The following is a 19,021-nucleotide window of genomic DNA, read 5'->3' on the forward strand; positions in this document are numbered from 1 at the left end:
TCGCTTATCCTTTAATCGCAGCAACGATCTTTTTAGCTGCATCAGTCAGGTTGTCGGCTGGAGTGATGTTCAAGCCAGACTCTTTCAACATTTTTTTACCAAGTTCAACGTTTGTACCTTCAAGGCGCACAACCAATGGAACTTTCAGGCCCAGCTCTTTGGACGCCGCGATAACGCCTTCAGCGATGATGTCACATTTCATGATACCACCGAAGATGTTAACCAGGATGCCCTTCACGTTTTTGTCTTTCAGGATGATTTTGAACGCCTCAGTCACTTTCTCTTTATTAGCGCCGCCGCCAACATCCAGGAAGTTTGCAGGTTCAGCACCGTGCAATTTGATGATGTCCAAAGTCGCCATCGCCAGACCCGCACCGTTCACAAGGCAGCCGATGTTACCATCAAGCTTGATGAACGCCAGGTCGAACTTGGAAGCTTCGATTTCAGACGGTTCTTCTTCGTTCAGGTCACGCATCTCTACGATGTCTGGATGACGGAACAAAGAGTTGGAGTCGAAGTTCATTTTTGCATCCAAGCAAAGAACGTCGCCTTCTTTAGTCACAACCAATGGGTTGATTTCCGCGATAGAGCAGTCAGTTGCTACGAATGCGTTGTAAAGACCGGCGAAGAACTTCACCGCTTTGTTCACGATCGCTGGTTCCATACCGATTTGGAAAGCCAGTTCGCGAGCCTGGAACGGCATCAAACCAACAGTTGGGTCGATGTCGACTTTTTTGATCGCGTCTGGATTGTGTTCAGCAACTTCCTCGATGTCCATACCACCTTCGGAAGAAGCCATCATTGCGGCTCTGCCAGTAGCACGGTCAATCAGGCACGCAACATAGTATTCTTTAGCGATGTTGCAACCTTGCTCGATGAAGACCTTTTGAACAACTTTGCCTTCAGGGCCTGTTTGGTGAGTCACCAAAGTCATGCCGATCATTTTTTTTGTGTATTCAGAAACTTCGTCCAGGGACTTAGCAACTTTAACACCGCCGCCTTTACCGCGACCACCAGCGTGGATCTGAGCCTTAACAACCCAAACGCTTCCGCCGATTTCTTTTGCCGCTGCAACTGCTTCTTCTGGAGAGTGAGCCAGTTTCCCTTTCAGGGTGGCTACTCCGAACTTTCTCAAGACTTCTTTGGCCTGATACTCATGAATATTCATTAATAAACTCCTAATTTCCCACCGAAAAATAAAAACTTGCGTTCGATGACCCATTCAATATCAAATCGTATTTAGAGACAACAATTACCGCTGGGCGCAGAAGCCTGCAGAGAGAGAATCTGGACCGCATGAGCATCATCAGTCTGAAAGACGTGACAGTGGCCTTTGAAGATCTTGTTGTGCTGAAGTCCATCAATTTGGAAATTCAGGCGGGCGAATCATTTGTGATTGTGGGTCCCAGCGGGCAGGGAAAAACGACCTTGTTAAAAGCCATGGCAGGGTTGGTAAGTCCCCGTAATGGCAAAGTATTTGTTGAACAAATGGACTGGTCGACGCTGAGCAATAAAGAGCGTCTTCCGCTGCTTAAAAAAGTCGGAATTCTGTTTCAGAAAAACGCACTTTTTGATTCGCTGACATGTGTTCAAAATATCAGCTTCCCGCTGCGTGAAACCACAGGTCTTTCAGACTGGGAAATAACAAAAAAAGCAGAGTATTTCTTGGATGCGGTCGGCATTCCTCATGCCCGTGATTTATTTCCGGATGAAATCAGCGGCGGCATGCAAAAACGCCTGGGAATCGCTCGAGCATTAGCTCTGGATCCCGAGATCATTTTCTATGATGATCCAACGGCAGGCTTGGATCCCATCACTTCACGCAAAATCATCGATCTGATCATGACGCTGAAAAAAGAAAAGAGATCGACAGTTGTTGCGATCACCAACGACATGAATCGTGCGTTTCAAATGGCGGATCGAATCGGCATGGTGGTTGATCAGGAACTGCTTATCACCGGAACACCTGAAGAAACCAAAAATCACGCTGATCCACGCGTGCATCAGTTCATTCGCGGATTGCTTGCAGGTCCACTCACCACAGCTAACGTCTAGGTTGTGAAAAATTGCAGGTAAGTAAGTCCGGAGATAATTCCAATAATTACTCCTGTAACGACCCAGCTGCCAATTTTGTCTCTGCGATTCATCGAAAGCATGTCTGCCTTCGTAAGAGGCTGAGTTCCAAGAGCAACCAAGCTTACTGCAAGACTCACGGCAGTTCTTGATTCCGGAGGAACTGCCATGGTCAAAATGACTAATACTGGATGTATCCACCAGTGTAATGTACGAGAAAGTGTCTTCATTAGTCGTTCCTTCTAGTGGGCGTTGAGATTCTGCCAAAATTACCTTTATTAATTTCAGGAATACTTCTTTTCGTCTCAAATTCTTTGTCGAGACGAATTCGAATATTGTCCGTGCCTTTGCCTGCGGGAGACTTGGTGCCACCTTTGTCTACGTCGTCTCTTCTGCCTCTGTAACCTTCATTGGTTGGCGATTCTTTAGGCTCTTTCGGATCCTTGGGCTCCTTTGGTTCTTCAGGCTCTTTGGGTTCCTTTGGTGCCTTCGGCTCCTGAGGGTCTTTAGGCTCCTTGGGTTGCTTTGGTTCTTTGGGTTCTTTAGGGTTTTTAGGTTCCTTCGGCTCGCTGGGTGTATTGTCTTTCTTTTTGTCCTTGTTGCATTCGGCGGAGTCTTTGCAAGAGAGCCCCCCGAGGATCGCGCCCGTAACTACGCCAGTGACTTTCACAAACCAAGGTCCAGGCAATCCTGCTCCAGATGCCGCGCCAGAAAATATGTCGCTTCCGCATTTCGTTGCACAGCTTGACGAGTAGGCCATTAAATCCATTCTGGAAAAGAGGCCGCGAGGTTGTTCGTCTTGATTTGCTTTCGATCCGGGAGTCGAGGTGTTTCCGCGGTTGTTTCTTGGACTGTATCCAGCCTGTGGGTCCTTGGCGTATTCACCATTCAAACTCGGTTCGTCCCGGAAGTCGTCATTCCTTTCCCGAGTGCGTTCTATAGCGGCTCCATAAAAAGAACTTTTTCCGAATAAAGCGTTAGGCAAAAAGTCGTCATTTGCTTGGATGTCTTGCCCGTTCTCTTGCGAATGGGGCCGGCTTCCACCCAGCTTATTTTTCATAAAATTCAACAGTTCAAGGTCGTTCATTCGTGAAATATTTAAAGAGTCATTGCCTGGCTCATCTAATGGTAACTGATACTTGTCGTGAAGATTTCTAGCTAGGCCTGGAGCAACAAGCTGTAATACCGGATTCAGCATGCGTGTAAATTCGGGCCGCCCAGCGGCATGCGCGACGTCCATCAGCGTGAGTAGTGGTTCAACCAAGCCTTTCATCATTCCCATTCGGTCAACTCGGTGGGATAAGAATCTTTCGGCATCATTAGGGTTAAGCCTTGGATTCCAAGCGATAAGTGCCATTGAAAAGAGGCGAGTTGCCTCCATACTGCGGTCGGCAGTAGGGAAGAGCACTTCGAGCCTCTGAATCACTCTATTTCTTTGATGTTCTACCGTGTTATCCTGGGAAATAGGTGCATCTGACAGGCTTGGAGATGCATGGGTCGTTAGAGATGAAAGAATGATAGAAATTGATACTGTCATTTGTTTAATCTTCATAGGGCTTCCTTTATAGGGATTCCTTTGAGCGATGATCGTGCCGATCCTTTTTCAGCTGTTTTGCGGGTAAATTGATTTTGGGCGTTTAAATGTCTCGGAATGTGGACTTTCTCCAAGAATCCAGAAATTTAAATGGCGGTTGACCCCTGAACTTCAGCCCAACTAACATAGCTAAGTGATTGAGTTCAAAAACCTCGTGAAAAGATTCGGTACAAGGACAGTACTCAACGGATTAAATCTAAAAATCCGCGAGGGTGAGATCATCTTTATTCTGGGGACATCTGGGACAGGAAAATCCGTTCTTCTGAAAAACATCGTGGGTCTGCTGACTCCGGATGAAGGAGAAATCTGGATTGATGAAGAAGAGGTCTCAAAGTTCAGCGAAGAACAATATCTTCCGATCCGCAAAAAATGTGGCATGGTTTTTCAGCATCCCGCCTTGTTTGATTCCCTGACTATCTATGAAAATGTGGCCTTCGGGCTTCGTCGTCATTATCAACTGTCTGAAGAAGTCATTCAGGCCAAGGTTTCAAAGGCCCTGCGCCTGGTGAATTTGCACGGTGTGGAACAAAAACGTCCCGGACAAATTTCCTACGGAATGCAAAAGCGAGTGAGTCTTGCCAGAACTGTGGCATTAGAGCCAAGAATTCTGCTGTTTGACGAACCCACCACAGGTCTTGATCCTGTCACCACCACGGCGGTGAATCAGTTGATTCTGGATCTTTCCCGCGAATTGAAAACAACCTCTTTGGTGGTAAGCCACGATATGAACTGCGCACTTTCCATTGCCGATCGCATTGTCGTTCTGGATAAGGGAAACATCGTGGCTTTGGGCACACCCGATGAATTGAAGAAATCTGATCAGCCATTGGTAAAAGACTTCCTGGCCGAGGTGTTAGAGGCATGACCATGATCACATCCCTTTTGGATCAGGTCGGATCCACACTTTTATTCCTGCAAAAAATCCTGCGCACAATGATGTTCAAGAAACTTAAAGTCCACGAGATTTTTGAACAGATCTGGAAAGTCACCGTCGACAGTTTCCCGACCACGGCGATGGCGGGCTTCTTTGTGGGCGCAATCATGACCGTACAGTTTGCGATGCAGGTGAAAGAATTTGGTGCTTTGGGATATCTGGGGGCATTGGCCACCAGTGCGACTTTCAGGGAAGTGGGCCCGCTGTTGATCGCTTTCATGCTGAGCGGAAAAGTCGGGGCGTTCACTTCGGCTGAGCTGGGGACCATGAAGGTCACTGAACAGATCGATGCCGTTCGCTGTCTGGGCGCGGATCCGATTCAGGAAATCATCGTTCCGCGATTTGTCGGTATTATTGTTTCAAGTTTCTTCCTGCTGGCAGCGGGCTTGATGATGTCGGTCTTTGGCGGAATGCTGTTGGGCGAACTGTTTGCCGGTGTGAACTATGAAGAATATCTGCGCCATGTTCCGTTGATTGTCAGTCCGGTATCTATTTTAAGCGGCCTGGTGAAGTGCGGTACTTTCGCGGTGGTGCTGGCGACTATTTGTACTTATCAGGGCTATTCCACAACCGGAGGCGCCAAAGGTGTGGGCCGTGCGGTGGTCGCAACGGCCGTGACGACGATGATTTGTATTGTGGTGATGGACTGGATGACCAGCTTTATCGGGGACATTATCCTTACAATGGTGCGGGGGTTTAGACCATGATCACATTGATCGCTGAAACCCTGACCGGGGTGTTTACACCGCCGTTTCGTCGCAAGGAATTCTTCCAGCAGCTGCATTTTGTGGGCAATAAAAGCCTTTTTATCGTGGTTTTTTGTGTGTGTTTTGCTGCGATTGTCACGATCCTGGAGTCCTCTTTCCATATGAAGATGGTCATTCAGAATGACTCGATGGTGCCGGGCTTTGCTGCCGTTTTAATCCTGCGTGAACTGGGGGCGATTGTCACAGCTTTGCTGCTCAGTTCCCGCGTCGGGGCGGGATACGCTTCTGAAGTCGGTTCCATGCAGATCACCGAGCAGGTGGATGCGCTGAAAATGCTGGGAATTGATCCGGTCAATTACCTGGTGGTGCCACGCTTTTTGGCCTGTGTTCTGGGCGGCATGATGATCACGATTGTCGCCAATATGGCTTGTATATTCTCGGCAATGGCGGTCAGTCAGTTTTACTTGGGTTACACACCGGGTATGTTCCTGACTTCCATGCAGCGGTTTGTGGATTTCAAGGATCTGATCTTTGCAATGATCAAGGGTGCGTGCTTCGGAGGAGTGATTCCTCTTGTGGCTTGTTACTTTGGATTCCGTTGTCAGCAAGGTGCCGAGGGCGTGGGTCGTGCGACAACAAACACGGTGGTCGTGTCTTCGATCGCAATTATTGTGATTGATTTTATTTTGTCCTATACTTTTAGTTATCTTTACTAGGGGAACGTATGAAGGTTGAAACCAAAGTGGGCCTGTTGGCTCTGGTCTCGGTAGTTCTGATTGTGGTGTTTGCCTACTTCATGGGATTTATTTCCCCGTTCTCCAATTCCAAAGAACTTAATGTCATGTACAACTATGCCGGCGGGATTGAAGAAGGTTCTCCGGTGCGTGTAATGGGTATCAAAGTGGGCAAAGTGAAAGCGATCACTTTTGATCCGGGATACAAAGCTCCATCCGGCGAAGAGGTGAAACTGCGCCTGACGATCACAGTTGATAAGAAAGCCTGGACCAGTGTCCGGAAAGATTCCAAATTCTTCATCAATCTTGCCGGTGTGATTGGGGAAAAGTTTCTGGAAATCTCTCCAGGCTCGGTGGATTCCGGTGAATTTTCATCTGGTGATTATGTTCGCGGTGAAGATCCTCCGCGTGTGGATCAATTGATCTCTCAAGGTTATGGTTTGGCTGGCAAAATCATCGAACTTGTCGAAAAAAACGAAGGTTCGGTGACCAATATGATCCAACAACTGAATTCTTTGACGACAAACTTCAATAAAACGCTGGTTCTGCTGGATAAAACGACGAAGAATAAAGAAATGGCCAGACTGCTGGATAATGCGGTCAAAATCAGCGATGACATGGCATATTTGACAGACAAAATGAGATCGAAGAAAGCGGAAGAGACTTATGAACTGGTTCATAAGCTTCTTTTCAGGCTCGAACCGCTGGATGGTCCGGCTTTGAAGAAATTCTTCCAGCAAGAGGGTGTGAAAGCCCGCGTTTTCTAAGATCTCCTCGAGAACAGGGAGGTCCTCTATGTTGAAACTATCTATCCGTCATGCGGTATCCACCGTGGTGTTTTTTGCGGCCCTGCAAAGTCAAGCAGCCACGGTGATCCTGGGTGCAGACTCTAACTCCATCACCACCAAAGCTCGTTCTATCGAACAAGAATATGCTCAAGGCATGCGCGATGAGCGACTGATGAACACTTATTCCTCCACACTGAGCATGCGCCAGCAGTTGAAAGTCGGCGCCGGCATGTCCGTGGGCGGAGCCCTGGGTGCCATGGGCTTCAATCTGGAATTGAATGTGGAAGATGCTGATGGCGCGGTTGCCGGATTCGGCACGGGTCATGGTTACAACTCTTTCCAACTGGCGTGGAAACATGCTTTTGAAGGTGATTACCTGGCACCTTACTTCACTGCAGGTTATTCCCGCTGGTATAATTCCAGCGGCAGCACCTCGGCTGCTGATCATTCCGGAATTCTGGACCGTATTTTGACCTCCGCCGAAAAGAAATCCGGCCGATTTGGCACAGATTTTGTGAATGCGTCGTTTGGCCTGCAATATAATCAGCTTTCCGGCGACTTCCGAGGTGTCTCAGTTTATGCAGAACTGATGGCCATGACCGAAATAAAACGCGGCATGTTGCTACCAACCGGCACCGTAGGCGCCTTGTACTACTTCTAACCGGTTGGTGAAAAGGGCCCATCCACTTCGTTGTCGGGCCTTTTACTTCTCTCCGACGTGCTTGGAGCACGCCTCCGTTTCGTAAAAAACCCTCCGTCTCGCGGCTGAACCCTTTTGACCAACCTCAAGCTTTTTGGGTTGGTCTTTTTTTTACTGGCTCTCGCTTCGCGAATCGCGTGGGGGAGCGCCTTGCTTTGCAAGAGCGTTTTTGAAACATCTTTTATCGAAAATATTTAGTGGGATTAGAAAATTCGGATCGGCTTGAAAGCCGCTCTGGTGGCGGGTTTTGGGCATAAAAAAACCCCAGAGTTGCCTCTGGGGTTCAAGAACTAAAAACTAGTTCCTAAGAAAGACTACTTCGCAGCTTTCTTAGTAGCTTTTTTAGTAGCTTTCTTAGCTACTTTTTTTGTAGCTTTTTTTGCTACTTTTTTAGTAGTTTTTTTAACTGCTTTTTTTGTAGCTTTTTTAGCTGCTTTCTTTGCCATGTGCTCCTCCTAGGATGCAAACGTTGTTGTTGTTTCTTAACTTACAAAACTTTACTTACTTAAGTTTTTCCTAATTCGACCACCGACGTCAACAAAAAATTTACCTTGCATATTTTTTGCGAGCAACCGGGTTCAAGGAGGTGCCCTTTGCTCATCGTTTTTTCGATTTCGCTGTTCGGACATGCGCTCGTTCACCGAATCTTTTCATCAGTGGCACGGGATTTTGCATTCTCTCAACACTGGGTTCGATCTTTTTCGATCATGAACCTGGTTGTGATCTGCTTTCTCACCGTCGCAGCCTCGACACCCACCTTGCTCTGGCTTTTCATCGGCATTCTTTTAATAACTTTAAAGTTTTTTCCGGCAATTTTGCGATTTTTCTTAATTCGACGACTGCGAAGTGCGCTGATTCCGCTTCTTGATTGCATGATTCTGGGTTTGCAAACCGGAAAATCCTTCCGTGCTTCGTTCCTTTCGGCCGTTGAATCACAAAGTGGTTGGGTGCGTGTGCAGATGTTTGAAGTGTTACATTCGCTGCAGTTTCCGGAATCGGACATCGCCGTGAAATCCGCTCTGCTGGCGGATTTCCTGTCAGAGATGCGCACAATCGATCAGTCGCAAACCCGCTGTGTGGAACAGGTGAAAGCCCTTCGCCGACACTACAAGATGCTTGAAGATTTTCGACGTAGGTCCGGACAAGTAAGCCAGCAGATCAAGATGCAGGCGATAATTGTCACCGCTCTTTATCTCGCGCTTTTTGTCTTTGTAATTATGCAATTTGGTTTCGATAAGCATCGAAATCTGCTTTTTGGCTCCGGTTTGGTGTTCAGCGCGGGCCTTGTTTTCATTTTTTATGTGGGTAGGAGGATGAAATGGACGGTGTAGCACCTCCGTTAAAGCTTTTATTGGAGGTTAAACGTGCGGTGGAGCGCGGGCAGTCGGTGCGTCAGGGTGTTTTATCTTATGTAAAGACCTCGCACGATGACTTTGTCCCCGTTGTAACCCAATGGTTGGCGCTATTGCAGCAGGGACAGGATCCGAAAGAGGCGTTGAAGGCAGTGCCCTCCCTTTATCGCCGCAGCCTTCTGCAGGTTCTGGAGCGCGGTTTGCGGGGTGAAGCTGTGTTTAATGTGCTGGTGCAGCTGGAATCTGAACTGATAGAGGCCTGTCAGGAGGAAATTTCAGAAAAGATAGCGCGGTTGCCGTTTATATTGCTGATCCCGCTTCTTTTGTTTCAGTTTCCGGCATTTCTGTTGCTCCTTTTTGGTCCTCTTCTTCAAAATTTTTTTCACTCTTTGGGAGGGGGGTGATAGAGTGCCTTCTGTTGGAGGATTCCTATGGCTCAGGCTGATAAAAAGCAGGTGGCACTTGAAAAACTGGTGGACGAGTTGATGAAAGATCAACCCAGTCGTCAGCTTGTAAAGCAGCTGACCAACGAGCTGGGAATGCCTTATTCCCTGGATCCAATGACTCAGATCAATACGGTTTTGCAGTCCATGAACACATCCCACCTTCGTTCCAACCGAAGAAAAGAACTAGAAAGATAGTCCCATGTCACAAATTTACGGTTCCATTCTAGAAGCTATCGGCAACACCCCGATGGTGCGTTTGAACAGCGTCACCAAAGGTTCCAAACACCAGTTTTTCGCCAAAGTTGAGTATTTCAACCCGGGTGGAAGTATCAAAGACCGCGTAGCGGTGGCGATGATTGAAGAAGCTGAAAAACGCGGGCAACTGAAACCTGGTGGCACTATCGTGGAAGCCACTTCCGGAAACACCGGAGTGGGTCTGGCTTTGGCAGCCGCGGTGAAGGGTTATAAGTGCATTTTCGTGATGCCAGAAAAGATGAGTGACGAAAAACGCGCGATCTTGCGTGCCTACGGAGCGAAAGTGGTCATCACACCGATGGTGATGCCGGAAGATCCGATGAGCCATTATTCCGTATCAAAAAAGATCGCCGATGAAACTCCGGGCGCATTCCTGGTGAATCAATTCCACAATCCTGACAACCCTGAGCGTCACTATCGCACTACAGGTCCAGAAATCTGGAAGCAGATGGATGGAAAAGTCGACATGATCGTGGGTGGTGCAGGGACCGGCGGGACTTTGTCCGGTATTGCGCGCTACATGAAAGAGATGAATCCGCAGGTGAAAGCCATCTGTACGGATCCCATCGGCAGTATTTTGTATGATTTGTTCTATCATAAAAAAATCGTGGATCCTCCAGGCTCTTATAAAGTGGAAGGTGTCGGCGAGGACATGCTCCCTGACAACGTTCACCTGGACATCTATGACGGCTTTGTTCGTGTTTCTGATCCGGAAGCATTCGCGATGACCCGTCGTTTGGTGGCCGAAGAAGGTCTGCTGGTCGGTCCATCCAGCGCTTTGGCCTTGGTAGGAGCGATGAAAGCCGCTGAACAACTGGAAAAACCATCCAACATCGTTGTGATCTTCCCGGATAGCGGTCGCGCTTATTTGAGCAAGGCCTTCAACGACAAGTGGATGGCTGAAAATGAATTCCTGACTGATGGTGACATTAAAAACGCCTTCAACCGCGTGGTTTCTGCTGAAGAAGCCCTGGCTGATCTTAAAAAATAATAGAGCAGGTGAATGATATGAAAAAAATGAACGACAATCTTGGTTTTTCCACTCGTGCGATTCATGCCGGCCAAGCTCCGGATCCTTCAACTGGCGCCATCATGACGCCAGTTTATTTGACCTCGACTTACGTACAAGAATCTCCGGGTGTGCATAAGGGCTGGGAATATTCCCGCACGCACAATCCAACTCGTCACGCTTACGAAAGCTGCATGGCAAGTCTTGAAGGTGGCAAGCATGGCTTTGCTTTTTCTTCCGGTTGCGCGGCAACGACAACTGTTTTGCACCTTCTAAAAGGTGGCGATCATGTGATTGCCATGGATGACATGTACGGCGGCACTTTCCGTCTGTTTGACAAAATCCTTAAGCACGACGGCATGGAGTTTTCTTTCGTTGATCTGACGAAGGTTGAAAACTTTGAAAAAGCCGTAAAACCAAACACCAAGCTGGTATGGTTGGAAACTCCGACCAATCCGACTTTGAAGTTGGTTGATATCAAAAAGATCGCCGCCATCGCAAAAGCCAAAGGCATTCTGGTTGCGGTTGATAACACGTTCATGAGCCCGTACTTCCAAAGACCTTTGGAGCTGGGTGCGGATATCGTGGTTCATTCAGCGACGAAATACATCGGCGGCCACAGTGATACAGTCGGCGGCATGGTCGTTGTATCCCGCGCGGATCTGGCAGAGCGAATGGCGTTCCTGAGCAACGGTATCGGGGCGACTCAAGGCGCGTTTGATTCCTTCATGTTCCTGAGAAGTTTGAAAACTTTGCCACTTCGTATGAAGGCCCATCAGGAAAATGCCATGGCGATTGCGAAGTTTTTGGAATCTCATCCAAAAGTGGACAAGGTCATCTATCCGGGTCTGGAAAGCCATCCTCAGCATGCTTTGGCGAAAGAACAAATGCATGGCTTCGGGGGAATGATCACTTTCTACATCAAGGGGGGCCTGGATTCGGCTCGTAAGTTCCTGGAAAACGTGAATGTCTTTTCATTGGCCGAGAGTTTGGGAGGGGTGGAGTCCCTGATCGAGCATCCGGCGATTATGACGCACGCCTCCGTTCCACCTGAAAACCGCAAGGCTTTGGGGATCGACGACACCCTGATCCGCCTTTCTGTGGGTGTAGAGGATCTGAACGACCTGATTGCTGACCTTAAAACTGCTTTTGATAAGGCTTAACTGTTGACATGCAGGGGGCCAATGGATAAACCTTTGGTCTCTTTGAACGCATATGTTCCAGTGGCTTGGTAGCTCAGTTGGTAGAGCAGAGGACTGAAAATCCTTGTGTCGGCGGTTCAATTCCGTCTCAAGCCACCATTTTTCTTCAAAAGTTCAAAGCAACTAAACCCGCCTAATCAGCGGGTTTTTTCGTTTCTGGGGCCTGATTTTTGGGTGCTTTTTAAGTGAAATAGATCAGCAGACACAGGTACTGAAGGGCGGTTCCGCCCATCACGCAGACGTGCCAAACGCCGTGGCCGTGTTTGATGCGTTCGTCATTCAGGAAGAAGAACATGCCGATGCCATAGCTGATGAAGCCCGCGATGATCATCGCAAAACCCATCGGCGGAATCGCATCCATCAGGTATTTGATGAACGGGAAGATCGTGACTGCCATGGTTGAATACAAAAGCAGTGAAGGCAGGCGGTTTTTCGGATTCAGAAGTTCCCAGAAAATTCCCACCACCGCCAAAGACCAGACGATTCCCAGAATCACCCAACCCAAAGTTCCGCGCAAAGCCAGCAGGGCATACGGAGTGTAACCACCGGCGATCTTCAGATAGATGCCGATATAGTCCAGACGACGATACAGTTTTTTTCTTTCACCACGGGTGCCGTGATAGATGGTTGAAATACAGTAAAGTCCGACCGTGCAGACCGCATACACACCGAAGCTGAAGATTTTCCAGGTGTCGTGTTTGCTGGCGGCAAGACCCAGAAGCAGGGCACACCCAATCAGCGCCAGCAACGCTCCGATGGCGTGGGTGACGACGTTGAGCTTTTCTCCATGTTCGATCTTCTGAATCATTCGCTAAAACCTGCTGCAAGAAGTTCCTGATGGTTTTAGTTTAGCACCAAGGACCTAGTGCCTAAGAATAAAAATTCATCCACGGTCCAGTAAATCTGATCACTTTTTTGAGACGAACAGATGATCTTTCAGATAAAATCGCAAGGGCCACTTCGCTGCTTCGCCGGCATAATCGACACCGACACGCGCGGTGGGAATGATCTGTTTTTTTGAAACCTTGAAGTCATCATCCGTCACAAATAGCTCAGAACTTTTCTTCCAAAGCTTCAGTCCGTCATGCTTTCGGGTGATGTCATAGTGTTTGCAAAGCTTGCCGGGGCCGTTGGTTTTTAGGTCTTTTTTTCGCAGATTTTCCTGTGCTGGCAGAGGTTCCACGGCACGAATCAAAACCGCTTCGGGATGTTCATGGGTGCGGGTCACAAAATTCAGACAGAAATACATTCCATAGATCATATACACATACGAATGTCCCCCATCCAGATACATGGATTTGGTGCGTTCGGTGCGGCGGTCTTCAAATGTGTGACAGGCGGGGTCTTCAATCCCCAGATAGGCTTCGGTTTCGATGATGCGGGCTTGATTTATGCCGTCGTCAGTGCGGATATTCAGAACTTTTCCCAGAAGAGACTGAGCCACCAGGGTCGTGTCTTCAAAGTAAAATTCCTGTGGCAGAATCATCCAGAGGTCCGGCAGATAAAGCTGATCTGACGCCCGGACTTTTCTTTGTCCCGGCGGTAAGAATGAAATTCGTTGTTGGTGACCGTATCAATATGCAGATCAAACAAGCGGTCCAGATTGATGCCCTCTTGTTGAAGCTGGGTGCGAACCACAAGATTTAAATCCACCAAAGATTTTCCGTCTTCCAGACTCTGGAAATATTGAGCGCGTTCTGCCGGGCTTAACGGCCCCAGGCTTGAAAGGATCTGATCGCGCACGTCGTTTCCGACCTCAAAGCTTTTTTTCTGAATATGTGGTCCGATGATCACATCCAGCTCTGAAGCATCAGCACCTGTGGCAACAAGCTGCTGGAGGGTCTTGGGGATAATTCTGTTGGCAACTCCGCGCCAGCCGGCGTGGACGCCAGAAATCAAATCAGTGCCGTGATGATAGAAAAGCACCGGCACACAGTCAGCGGTGATCACACACAAGGCAAGATTTTTGGTGCGGGAAAAATGCGCATCCCCTAGCACCTGATAGTCCAAAGAACTGTCTTTGCTTTCGATGACCGCGTCGCTGTGAATTTGTTTCAGACGGACAAAATCAAACTGTGGATAGGCGGATTTGACGTCAGCCAAGGTGGCTGCGGCCCCACCGAAGAAAGCCGTGATATGCGAAGTTTTTAGTTCATATCCCAGTGGGGTTTTTTCGAGGTTCACAGCAAACCCCATTTCTTAATCAGCACCAGAACATCTTCAGGCCAGTCCTTTGTAAAGAACATGCGCTCTTGGGTGCGGGGATGAGTGAAACCCAGTTCTGCTGCGTGCAGCAGGAATCTTGGCAAAGCACGAAGGTCTTCCTGGGTCGCGCGCGCCTCGATGGATTTGATCTTGCGGTCAGCACCATAAAGGTTGTCACCGGCAATGGGCAGTCCGCTTTCGGACATGTGCACACGAATTTGGTGTGTCCGTCCGGTTTCAAGTTTCAGCTTCATGTAGCTCATGCCGCTTTTTCTTTGCAGCACTTCAAAGTGGGTCACCGCCCATTTGCCCATTCCCGGATCATCATTCGGATCAGTCAGGGGTTTACGATCGTCACCCAACACGGAAGCATAACGTTTGCGATCCACCGGGTGGCGAGCCAGAAAACTGCGAACGCTGCCGGACAACGTGCGCGCAGTTCCCAGGCACACGGCATAGTATATTCTGTGCGTGCTGCGCTCTTTGAACTGGGCGGTCAGGGATTCATGGGCTTTGTCGTTTTTGGCAACGACGATGATGCCGCTGGTTTCTTTATCCAAGCGGTGCACGATGCCAGGGCGTTCTTCGCCAAACTTCATGGACAGATCATCGGTGTGACTGATCAGCGCATTCACCAAAGTGTCGTGGGCATGTCCCGCGGCCGGGTGAACAACAAGACCCGCCGGTTTGTTGATGACGATCAGATCCTCATCTTCAAACAGCACGTCCAGCTTCAGATCAAAGGGCTGAAGCTCAGACGGCTCGGGTTCCGGCAGTTGAATTTCAATCAGATCGTTTTCTTTAATAGTGACAGAAGCTTTGGCGGGTTTTCCGTTCAGCAGAACTGAATTTGCTTCAAGCAGATGGCTTGCGCGTGAACGGGTGCCGATTTCCGGAATAAGCGCCATCGCTTTATCAAGGCGAAGTCCACTCATCTCTGCTGTGGCAGTGACCGAAATAGTCGTGTTGTTCTTATTTTCCAAGTTTGTTTTTAAAGTGTGTCATGTATGAGTCGGCGACCTTTTTTTCGTCCAGACCCAAAGCTTTGGCAATTTGAACCACATAACCACGAACGAAAACGATCACCGGCAGGTTGCCTGGATCCACGTTTTCAATGGCTGTGACATAGTAAGAATTGATTTTGGTGATCTCACTCATGCGTTGAGTGGTGATCTTTTTGTACTCGCGAACTTTTTTGAGGAAAGCGCCATCCCAGTCCGTGCGGGCCGCGATTTCTTTTTCAAAGGATTCATCCTTTTGATAAGCCACCGCCGGTTTTTCAATTTTCGTTTCAGGGAAAACCTGTTTGCTGGCTTCAAGGATGGACTCGTAAGTCAGATCGTTCAAAGAAGAACGGCCGGACAAAAGTCTTTGATCATAGATATTGCGAAGGATTTTGTTACCAAGGACCTGATAGGCCTCTTCGATCACAACCAGAAGCTCACGGGCTTCCTGTTCAGAGAAAATAGTGTAGATCGCCGGATTGTCCCCGGAATAAGTCGAGCGAGCGCGCTCATAGGCCGTCGTCACCTCATGTTGAGGGGCGTTGGCTGTGAGTTCCAGGACTTCGTAATAGTTGTATCTAGACGTCGCTTGCATCGTAGCTATTATACTACGGCGCGAAGCTCCTCTGGAGCAATAAGTTGTTTGCAGGTTGCCAAAAATTGTCCTGCAAGTGGAGTGAAGGGTTGTGCGACAAGCACGTGTTCTCTCACACGCACGGACTGCCACACCGCATTGTCGTAATCGATCGCGCCGATGTAATCAATACCAAGGTCGTAGTACTTGTTACAGACACTTTTCATCGAGTGACCCAAGTCATCGTTGGCCTGATTGCGTGAAGTATTCACCAACAAACGAACTGGTGTTGAGGAAAGAGCCTCAAAGAAGTCATAGTGAATGCCGGTTTCTTCCTTCAGATACGAGCGGAAAGAAAACGGCTTGCTCAAAGTTCTTTGGCGGTGATTGCGCAAAGTGGAAATCATGTTGCCGTAAGCATCCGGCGTGGAATTTTCACGCAGGGAATAGCACATGAAGGATTCAATAAAACGATAAGTCTTTTCGATGCTGGTTGGTTCCGGAGTTGTGATCAGGAACTTTTCATCAGCGACTTTGAACAGCTCCAGGTGGGCTTCCAAGGCACCGGCCCCCAGATCAACGATCACGTAATCAGCACGCAGATTCTTCAGCTGCGGGATCAGGTTTTGAATCTGGTTGTGGGAAAAATCAGTCGGTGTCCATGAATCCCAGAAACCCTGAACATAAGAAAGATGCGGATACGGAGTCGGGATCACCAGCTCTTGCAGGGTTTTGGAACCTTCAAAGTAGTGACGGATGTTCATGTGGGAAGGATTCAAACCCAGAACCGTGTGGATGTTGGAACCGGAAAGATCCAGATCCACGATCACGACAGAGTGGCCCAATTTGGAAAGAGTCATGCCCAGGGAAGAGGATACAAACGTTTTACCCACGCCACCTTTACCGGAAGCGACAACCCATAGTTTGGTGTCATGATCTTTATTTGCGTGGGTCGGTTTGAATTCCAATACAGCCTTATCCATGGTTGCATCCTCTTGCTATTTCAATGGTGAGATAAGAATCCCTTTTTTTGTCTCTTCGGCTTCAGATGCGCGAATATAAAGAGGAACAAACGATTTCCAGTCTAAAGTTTGACCTTTTTTTGCCCGGGCTTCCGCCATCAGACCCAGAGTGGTCGCGAGCGGATAGTCCGGCAGGGTGGAATCGCGGTGCATTTTCTTGGAAAGTTCTTCGGGGAAGTACTCATGATAAGCCTCCCACCCGTCACCAACGACCAGTACGTCCTGACTGATGTGCTGGGAAAGTTCACGAACGGGAATCGCCGCGGGACCCTTCAGATATTTCGGCTCATCGCCGGACATATCAAAAAGACCGGTGTACACCATGTTTTTATAGGCATTGATGATGGCAAGAACCGGTTTGGCAGATCCGCGCGCGCGTTCAGCCAAAAGCATCAGCGAGTCGATAGTAACCAGAGGTTTGTTGAAGCTGTAGGAAAAGGTTTTCCCCGCATTGGCGGCCACACGGATGCCGGTAAAACTGCCCGGACCCTGGCCCACGGCAAAGACGTCGATGTCTTCAAGTTTTAATCCGGCTTTTTGCAGGCAGTTTTCGGTGAAGGGGCTGATGATTTCGCTATGGGTTTTTTGTCGCAAAGTGGTTTCTTCGGCGACAATTTTCCCATCCACGATGATGGCAACACCGCCGACGGCGGTGCTGGTTTCCATAGCTAGTATTTTCATAGACCAAACAAGCGGGTGAAGTCATTAAACAGGGCAAAGATCATAAGACTCATCAAAATCGCCAGACCCACTTGCTGGGCGATTTCCATTTTCTTCATGCTTAGCGGAGCACCTTTGACCAGCTCAATCACATAGAACACCAGGTGACCACCGTCAAGCACCGGCACCGGCAGCAAATTCAGGATGAACAGATTCACCGAAATAATTGCCATCATCTGCAGGAACTGAGTGATACCAATCTTGAATGTCTCGCTGGCCGCCTGACCGATAGAGATCACACCACCGATATTTTTCGGAGAGATCTTGGCCTGGAACAAACGAACAAAGCTCATGACTGTCATGACTGATACTTCCCACGTTTTTTCCGTACCGCGGATCAAAGCATCCACCGGGTTGGAAGAACGAAGGGTCATCAGTTCCGGCATCGCGATGTTCGGAATTGGTGAAATACCGATGGTATAACGTTTTTCCTCTGCACCCGAAGCGGTCATCTGCTTGGTCATTTTCGGAGTGATTTCCAGATCAATGGTTTTGCCTTCACGCAGAACGGACAAAGCCACCGGGTTTTTGCCGTCAAAGGATTTGATGTTGTTCAGAACATCTTCCCATTTGGACAAAGTGATTTTGTTGATTTTCACCAGACGATCACCAGCACGAAGACCTGCGGCCTGAGCCGGAGAGCCTTCAATCACGCGGGACAGATACAGTTCTGAACTTTCCAGACCCAAAGACGCCAGTGAAAACGCCTTGATGGATTCAATCGGTGCCATGGTCACGGTGATGGCTTTGTCGGCCTTGTCGCCTTCGCGCATGCCCATAACTTCCAGGGTCAAAGGCTCTTTGGCGCTGAATTTTGCCAAAGTGTCTTCCAAAGATCTCCAGTAAGCGACTTTAACACCATTGATGCTGGTGATGGTGTCACCGGTACGCAGACCCAAAGCATGCAACGGAGAATTTTCCAGAACACCAATGGTCGTGCCCGCAGAATAAGGGGAAATCCCCTCAACATTGGCCATGTATTCGTAGCTGGAAAGAACATTTGGATTTGGTTCAGGCTTGGCGGTCGTAGAGACCGTCAGGGATTCACCGGTGCCTTCACGTTTAACATCGACATCGATGTGCAGGTCGTGACTTTCTTTTAAGGAAAGGGTGCGCTGAACGTCTTCCCAGGTCGTGATCGGTTTTTGATTGATAGAAACAATCTGGTCACCAGAACGGAAGCCCGCCGTGTAAGCCGGGGAGTCTTTCGCCACATCACCCAGAACCGGGATTTTTGCGTCTTCGCCGATCAGGGCGACAGTGAAGAACACCAGGATCGCAAAGAAGAAGTTCATCAGCGGACCGGCCAGAACGATGGCAATACGCTGCCACACATTTTTATGCGTGAAAGAGACTTTCTTGTCTTCTTCAGAAATGCCTTCGCCGTTTTGTTCGCCGAACATTTTCACGTAGCCACCCAGTGGGATCAGGGACAGGGCATACGTGGTGTCGCCTTTTTTATAGGTCAGAAGCTTTTTGCCGAAGCCCAGACTGAAAACCTCGACACGCACTCCGCACCAGCGGGCGACAAGGAAGTGTCCCAGCTCATGAACGAAGATCAGGATCCCCAGCAGGATGACAAATGGAACAATTGCAGACAAACCAGATTGTAAGTATGAGAAAATATCCATTGGTCCATTCTAGAGTGAGCCAAGGATTAAGGGGTAGAAAATTAAGGGATTTTTCCTGCGGGGCTCGACGT

23 protein-coding genes and 1 tRNA gene are annotated in these 19,021 nt (G+C 48.7%); 12 read left to right on the forward strand and 12 right to left on the reverse strand.

What is annotated here, in order from left to right; all coding sequences use genetic code 11:
* Positions 1–4 precede the first annotated feature (4 nt).
* The gene (gene sucC / locus AC04MQ_RS03705) at positions 5–1,168 is read right to left on the reverse strand and encodes an ADP-forming succinate--CoA ligase subunit beta (RefSeq protein ID WP_015092760.1); all 1,164 of its coding nucleotides are present in this window, start codon (positions 1,166–1,168) and stop codon (positions 5–7) included.
* Positions 1,169–1,296: 128 nt separating this feature from the next.
* On the opposite strand from sucC, the gene AC04MQ_RS03710 reads away from it, so the two are divergent.
* Positions 1,297–2,055: an ABC transporter ATP-binding protein gene (locus AC04MQ_RS03710; protein ID WP_475391125.1), complete on the forward strand. Its 759-nt coding sequence runs from the start codon at positions 1,297–1,299 to the stop codon at positions 2,053–2,055.
* Here the strand turns inward: AC04MQ_RS03710 and AC04MQ_RS03715 are convergent.
* Both AC04MQ_RS03715 and AC04MQ_RS03720 read right to left on the reverse strand, forming a co-directional pair.
* The gene (locus tag AC04MQ_RS03715) at positions 2,052–2,303 is read right to left on the reverse strand and encodes a hypothetical protein (RefSeq protein WP_041578128.1); all 252 of its coding nucleotides are present in this window, start codon (positions 2,301–2,303) and stop codon (positions 2,052–2,054) included. The genes AC04MQ_RS03710 and AC04MQ_RS03715 overlap by 4 nt on opposite strands.
* Entirely contained in the window at positions 2,303–3,625 is a 1,323-nt protein-coding gene (locus AC04MQ_RS03720; protein ID WP_015092758.1) for a hypothetical protein, read from the reverse strand. Before AC04MQ_RS03720 ends, AC04MQ_RS03715 begins: the two co-directional genes overlap by 1 nt.
* Positions 3,626–3,800: 175 nt before the next feature.
* On the opposite strand from AC04MQ_RS03720, the gene AC04MQ_RS03725 reads away from it, so the two are divergent.
* From AC04MQ_RS03725 to AC04MQ_RS03745, 5 genes are read left to right on the forward strand one after another with little or no spacing between them, the layout of a single operon-like run.
* Positions 3,801–4,532, forward strand: coding sequence for an ABC transporter ATP-binding protein (locus AC04MQ_RS03725; protein WP_011166109.1), 732 nt, complete (start codon positions 3,801–3,803; stop codon positions 4,530–4,532).
* Complete coding sequence (locus AC04MQ_RS03730) at positions 4,529–5,308, forward strand: MlaE family ABC transporter permease (RefSeq protein ID WP_015092757.1); 780 nt, start codon at positions 4,529–4,531, stop codon at positions 5,306–5,308. The genes AC04MQ_RS03725 and AC04MQ_RS03730 overlap by 4 nt, the downstream gene beginning before the upstream one ends.
* Positions 5,305–6,024, forward strand: a complete 720-nt coding sequence (locus AC04MQ_RS03735; protein ID WP_015092756.1) for an MlaE family ABC transporter permease — start codon at positions 5,305–5,307, stop codon at positions 6,022–6,024. The genes AC04MQ_RS03730 and AC04MQ_RS03735 overlap by 4 nt, the downstream gene beginning before the upstream one ends.
* Positions 6,025–6,032: 8 nt before the next feature.
* A complete protein-coding gene (locus AC04MQ_RS03740; RefSeq protein WP_011166106.1) occupies positions 6,033–6,809 on the forward strand; it encodes an MlaD family protein in 777 nt (258 codons plus the stop codon).
* A 28-nt stretch (positions 6,810–6,837) separates the two neighbouring features.
* Complete coding sequence (locus tag AC04MQ_RS03745; RefSeq protein ID WP_475391129.1) at positions 6,838–7,491, forward strand: hypothetical protein; 654 nt, start codon at positions 6,838–6,840, stop codon at positions 7,489–7,491.
* Between the two features lie 353 nt (positions 7,492–7,844).
* On the opposite strand, the gene AC04MQ_RS03750 is transcribed toward AC04MQ_RS03745, so the two are convergent.
* The gene (locus AC04MQ_RS03750) at positions 7,845–7,976 is read right to left on the reverse strand and encodes a hypothetical protein (protein ID WP_011166103.1); all 132 of its coding nucleotides are present in this window, start codon (positions 7,974–7,976) and stop codon (positions 7,845–7,847) included.
* A 147-nt stretch (positions 7,977–8,123) separates the two neighbouring features.
* Here AC04MQ_RS03750 and AC04MQ_RS03755 point away from each other — a divergent pair, with 147 nt between their 5' ends.
* From AC04MQ_RS03755 to AC04MQ_RS03780, 6 genes are all read left to right on the forward strand, one after another.
* Positions 8,124–8,861 (forward strand): hypothetical protein, encoded by a 738-nt coding sequence (locus AC04MQ_RS03755; protein ID WP_148278903.1) that lies wholly within the window; start codon positions 8,124–8,126, stop codon positions 8,859–8,861.
* Positions 8,849–9,286, forward strand: coding sequence for a hypothetical protein (locus tag AC04MQ_RS03760; protein WP_041578125.1), 438 nt, complete (start codon positions 8,849–8,851; stop codon positions 9,284–9,286). Before AC04MQ_RS03755 ends, AC04MQ_RS03760 begins: the two co-directional genes overlap by 13 nt.
* A 27-nt stretch (positions 9,287–9,313) precedes the next feature.
* Positions 9,314–9,523: a hypothetical protein gene (locus AC04MQ_RS03765; protein ID WP_015092751.1), complete on the forward strand. Its 210-nt coding sequence runs from the start codon at positions 9,314–9,316 to the stop codon at positions 9,521–9,523.
* A gap of 4 nt (positions 9,524–9,527) precedes the next feature.
* Positions 9,528–10,574, forward strand: a complete 1,047-nt coding sequence (locus AC04MQ_RS03770; protein ID WP_015092750.1) for a PLP-dependent cysteine synthase family protein — start codon at positions 9,528–9,530, stop codon at positions 10,572–10,574.
* A 17-nt stretch (positions 10,575–10,591) separates the two neighbouring features.
* Complete coding sequence (locus AC04MQ_RS03775) at positions 10,592–11,755, forward strand: cystathionine gamma-synthase (protein ID WP_011166098.1); 1,164 nt, start codon at positions 10,592–10,594, stop codon at positions 11,753–11,755.
* Between the two features lie 62 nt (positions 11,756–11,817).
* Positions 11,818–11,893, forward strand: a tRNA-Phe gene (locus AC04MQ_RS03780).
* Positions 11,894–11,975: 82 nt separating this feature from the next.
* Here AC04MQ_RS03780 and trhA read toward each other — a convergent pair.
* From trhA to rseP, 8 genes are all read right to left on the reverse strand, one after another.
* Positions 11,976–12,602 (reverse strand): PAQR family membrane homeostasis protein TrhA, encoded by a 627-nt coding sequence (gene trhA, locus AC04MQ_RS03785; RefSeq protein ID WP_015092748.1) that lies wholly within the window; start codon positions 12,600–12,602, stop codon positions 11,976–11,978.
* Between the two features lie 99 nt (positions 12,603–12,701).
* The gene (locus AC04MQ_RS03790) at positions 12,702–13,280 is read right to left on the reverse strand and encodes a DNA-3-methyladenine glycosylase (protein ID WP_015092747.1); all 579 of its coding nucleotides are present in this window, start codon (positions 13,278–13,280) and stop codon (positions 12,702–12,704) included.
* Entirely contained in the window at positions 13,277–13,978 is a 702-nt protein-coding gene (pgeF, locus tag AC04MQ_RS03795; protein ID WP_015092746.1) for a peptidoglycan editing factor PgeF, read from the reverse strand. The genes AC04MQ_RS03790 and pgeF overlap by 4 nt, the downstream gene beginning before the upstream one ends.
* On the reverse strand, positions 13,975–14,982 hold the full coding sequence (locus AC04MQ_RS03800; protein WP_015092745.1) for an RluA family pseudouridine synthase: 1,008 nt from the start codon (positions 14,980–14,982) through the stop codon (positions 13,975–13,977). Before AC04MQ_RS03800 ends, pgeF begins: the two co-directional genes overlap by 4 nt.
* A complete protein-coding gene (locus tag AC04MQ_RS03805) occupies positions 14,972–15,598 on the reverse strand; it encodes a helix-turn-helix domain-containing protein (protein WP_080602454.1) in 627 nt (208 codons plus the stop codon). Before AC04MQ_RS03805 ends, AC04MQ_RS03800 begins: the two co-directional genes overlap by 11 nt.
* A gap of 8 nt (positions 15,599–15,606) precedes the next feature.
* Positions 15,607–16,560, reverse strand: a complete 954-nt coding sequence (locus AC04MQ_RS03810) for a P-loop NTPase (protein ID WP_015092743.1) — start codon at positions 16,558–16,560, stop codon at positions 15,607–15,609.
* 15 nt (positions 16,561–16,575) lie between these two features.
* On the reverse strand, positions 16,576–17,265 hold the full coding sequence (gene tsaB, locus AC04MQ_RS03815; protein ID WP_015092742.1) for a tRNA (adenosine(37)-N6)-threonylcarbamoyltransferase complex dimerization subunit type 1 TsaB: 690 nt from the start codon (positions 17,263–17,265) through the stop codon (positions 16,576–16,578).
* Between the two features lie 11 nt (positions 17,266–17,276).
* Positions 17,277–18,950: an RIP metalloprotease RseP gene (gene rseP / locus AC04MQ_RS03820; RefSeq protein WP_041578121.1), complete on the reverse strand. Its 1,674-nt coding sequence runs from the start codon at positions 18,948–18,950 to the stop codon at positions 17,277–17,279.
* Positions 18,951–19,021: the final 71 nt, after the last annotated feature.

It is taken from the genome of Bdellovibrio sp. MYbb2 (assembly GCF_056175685.1).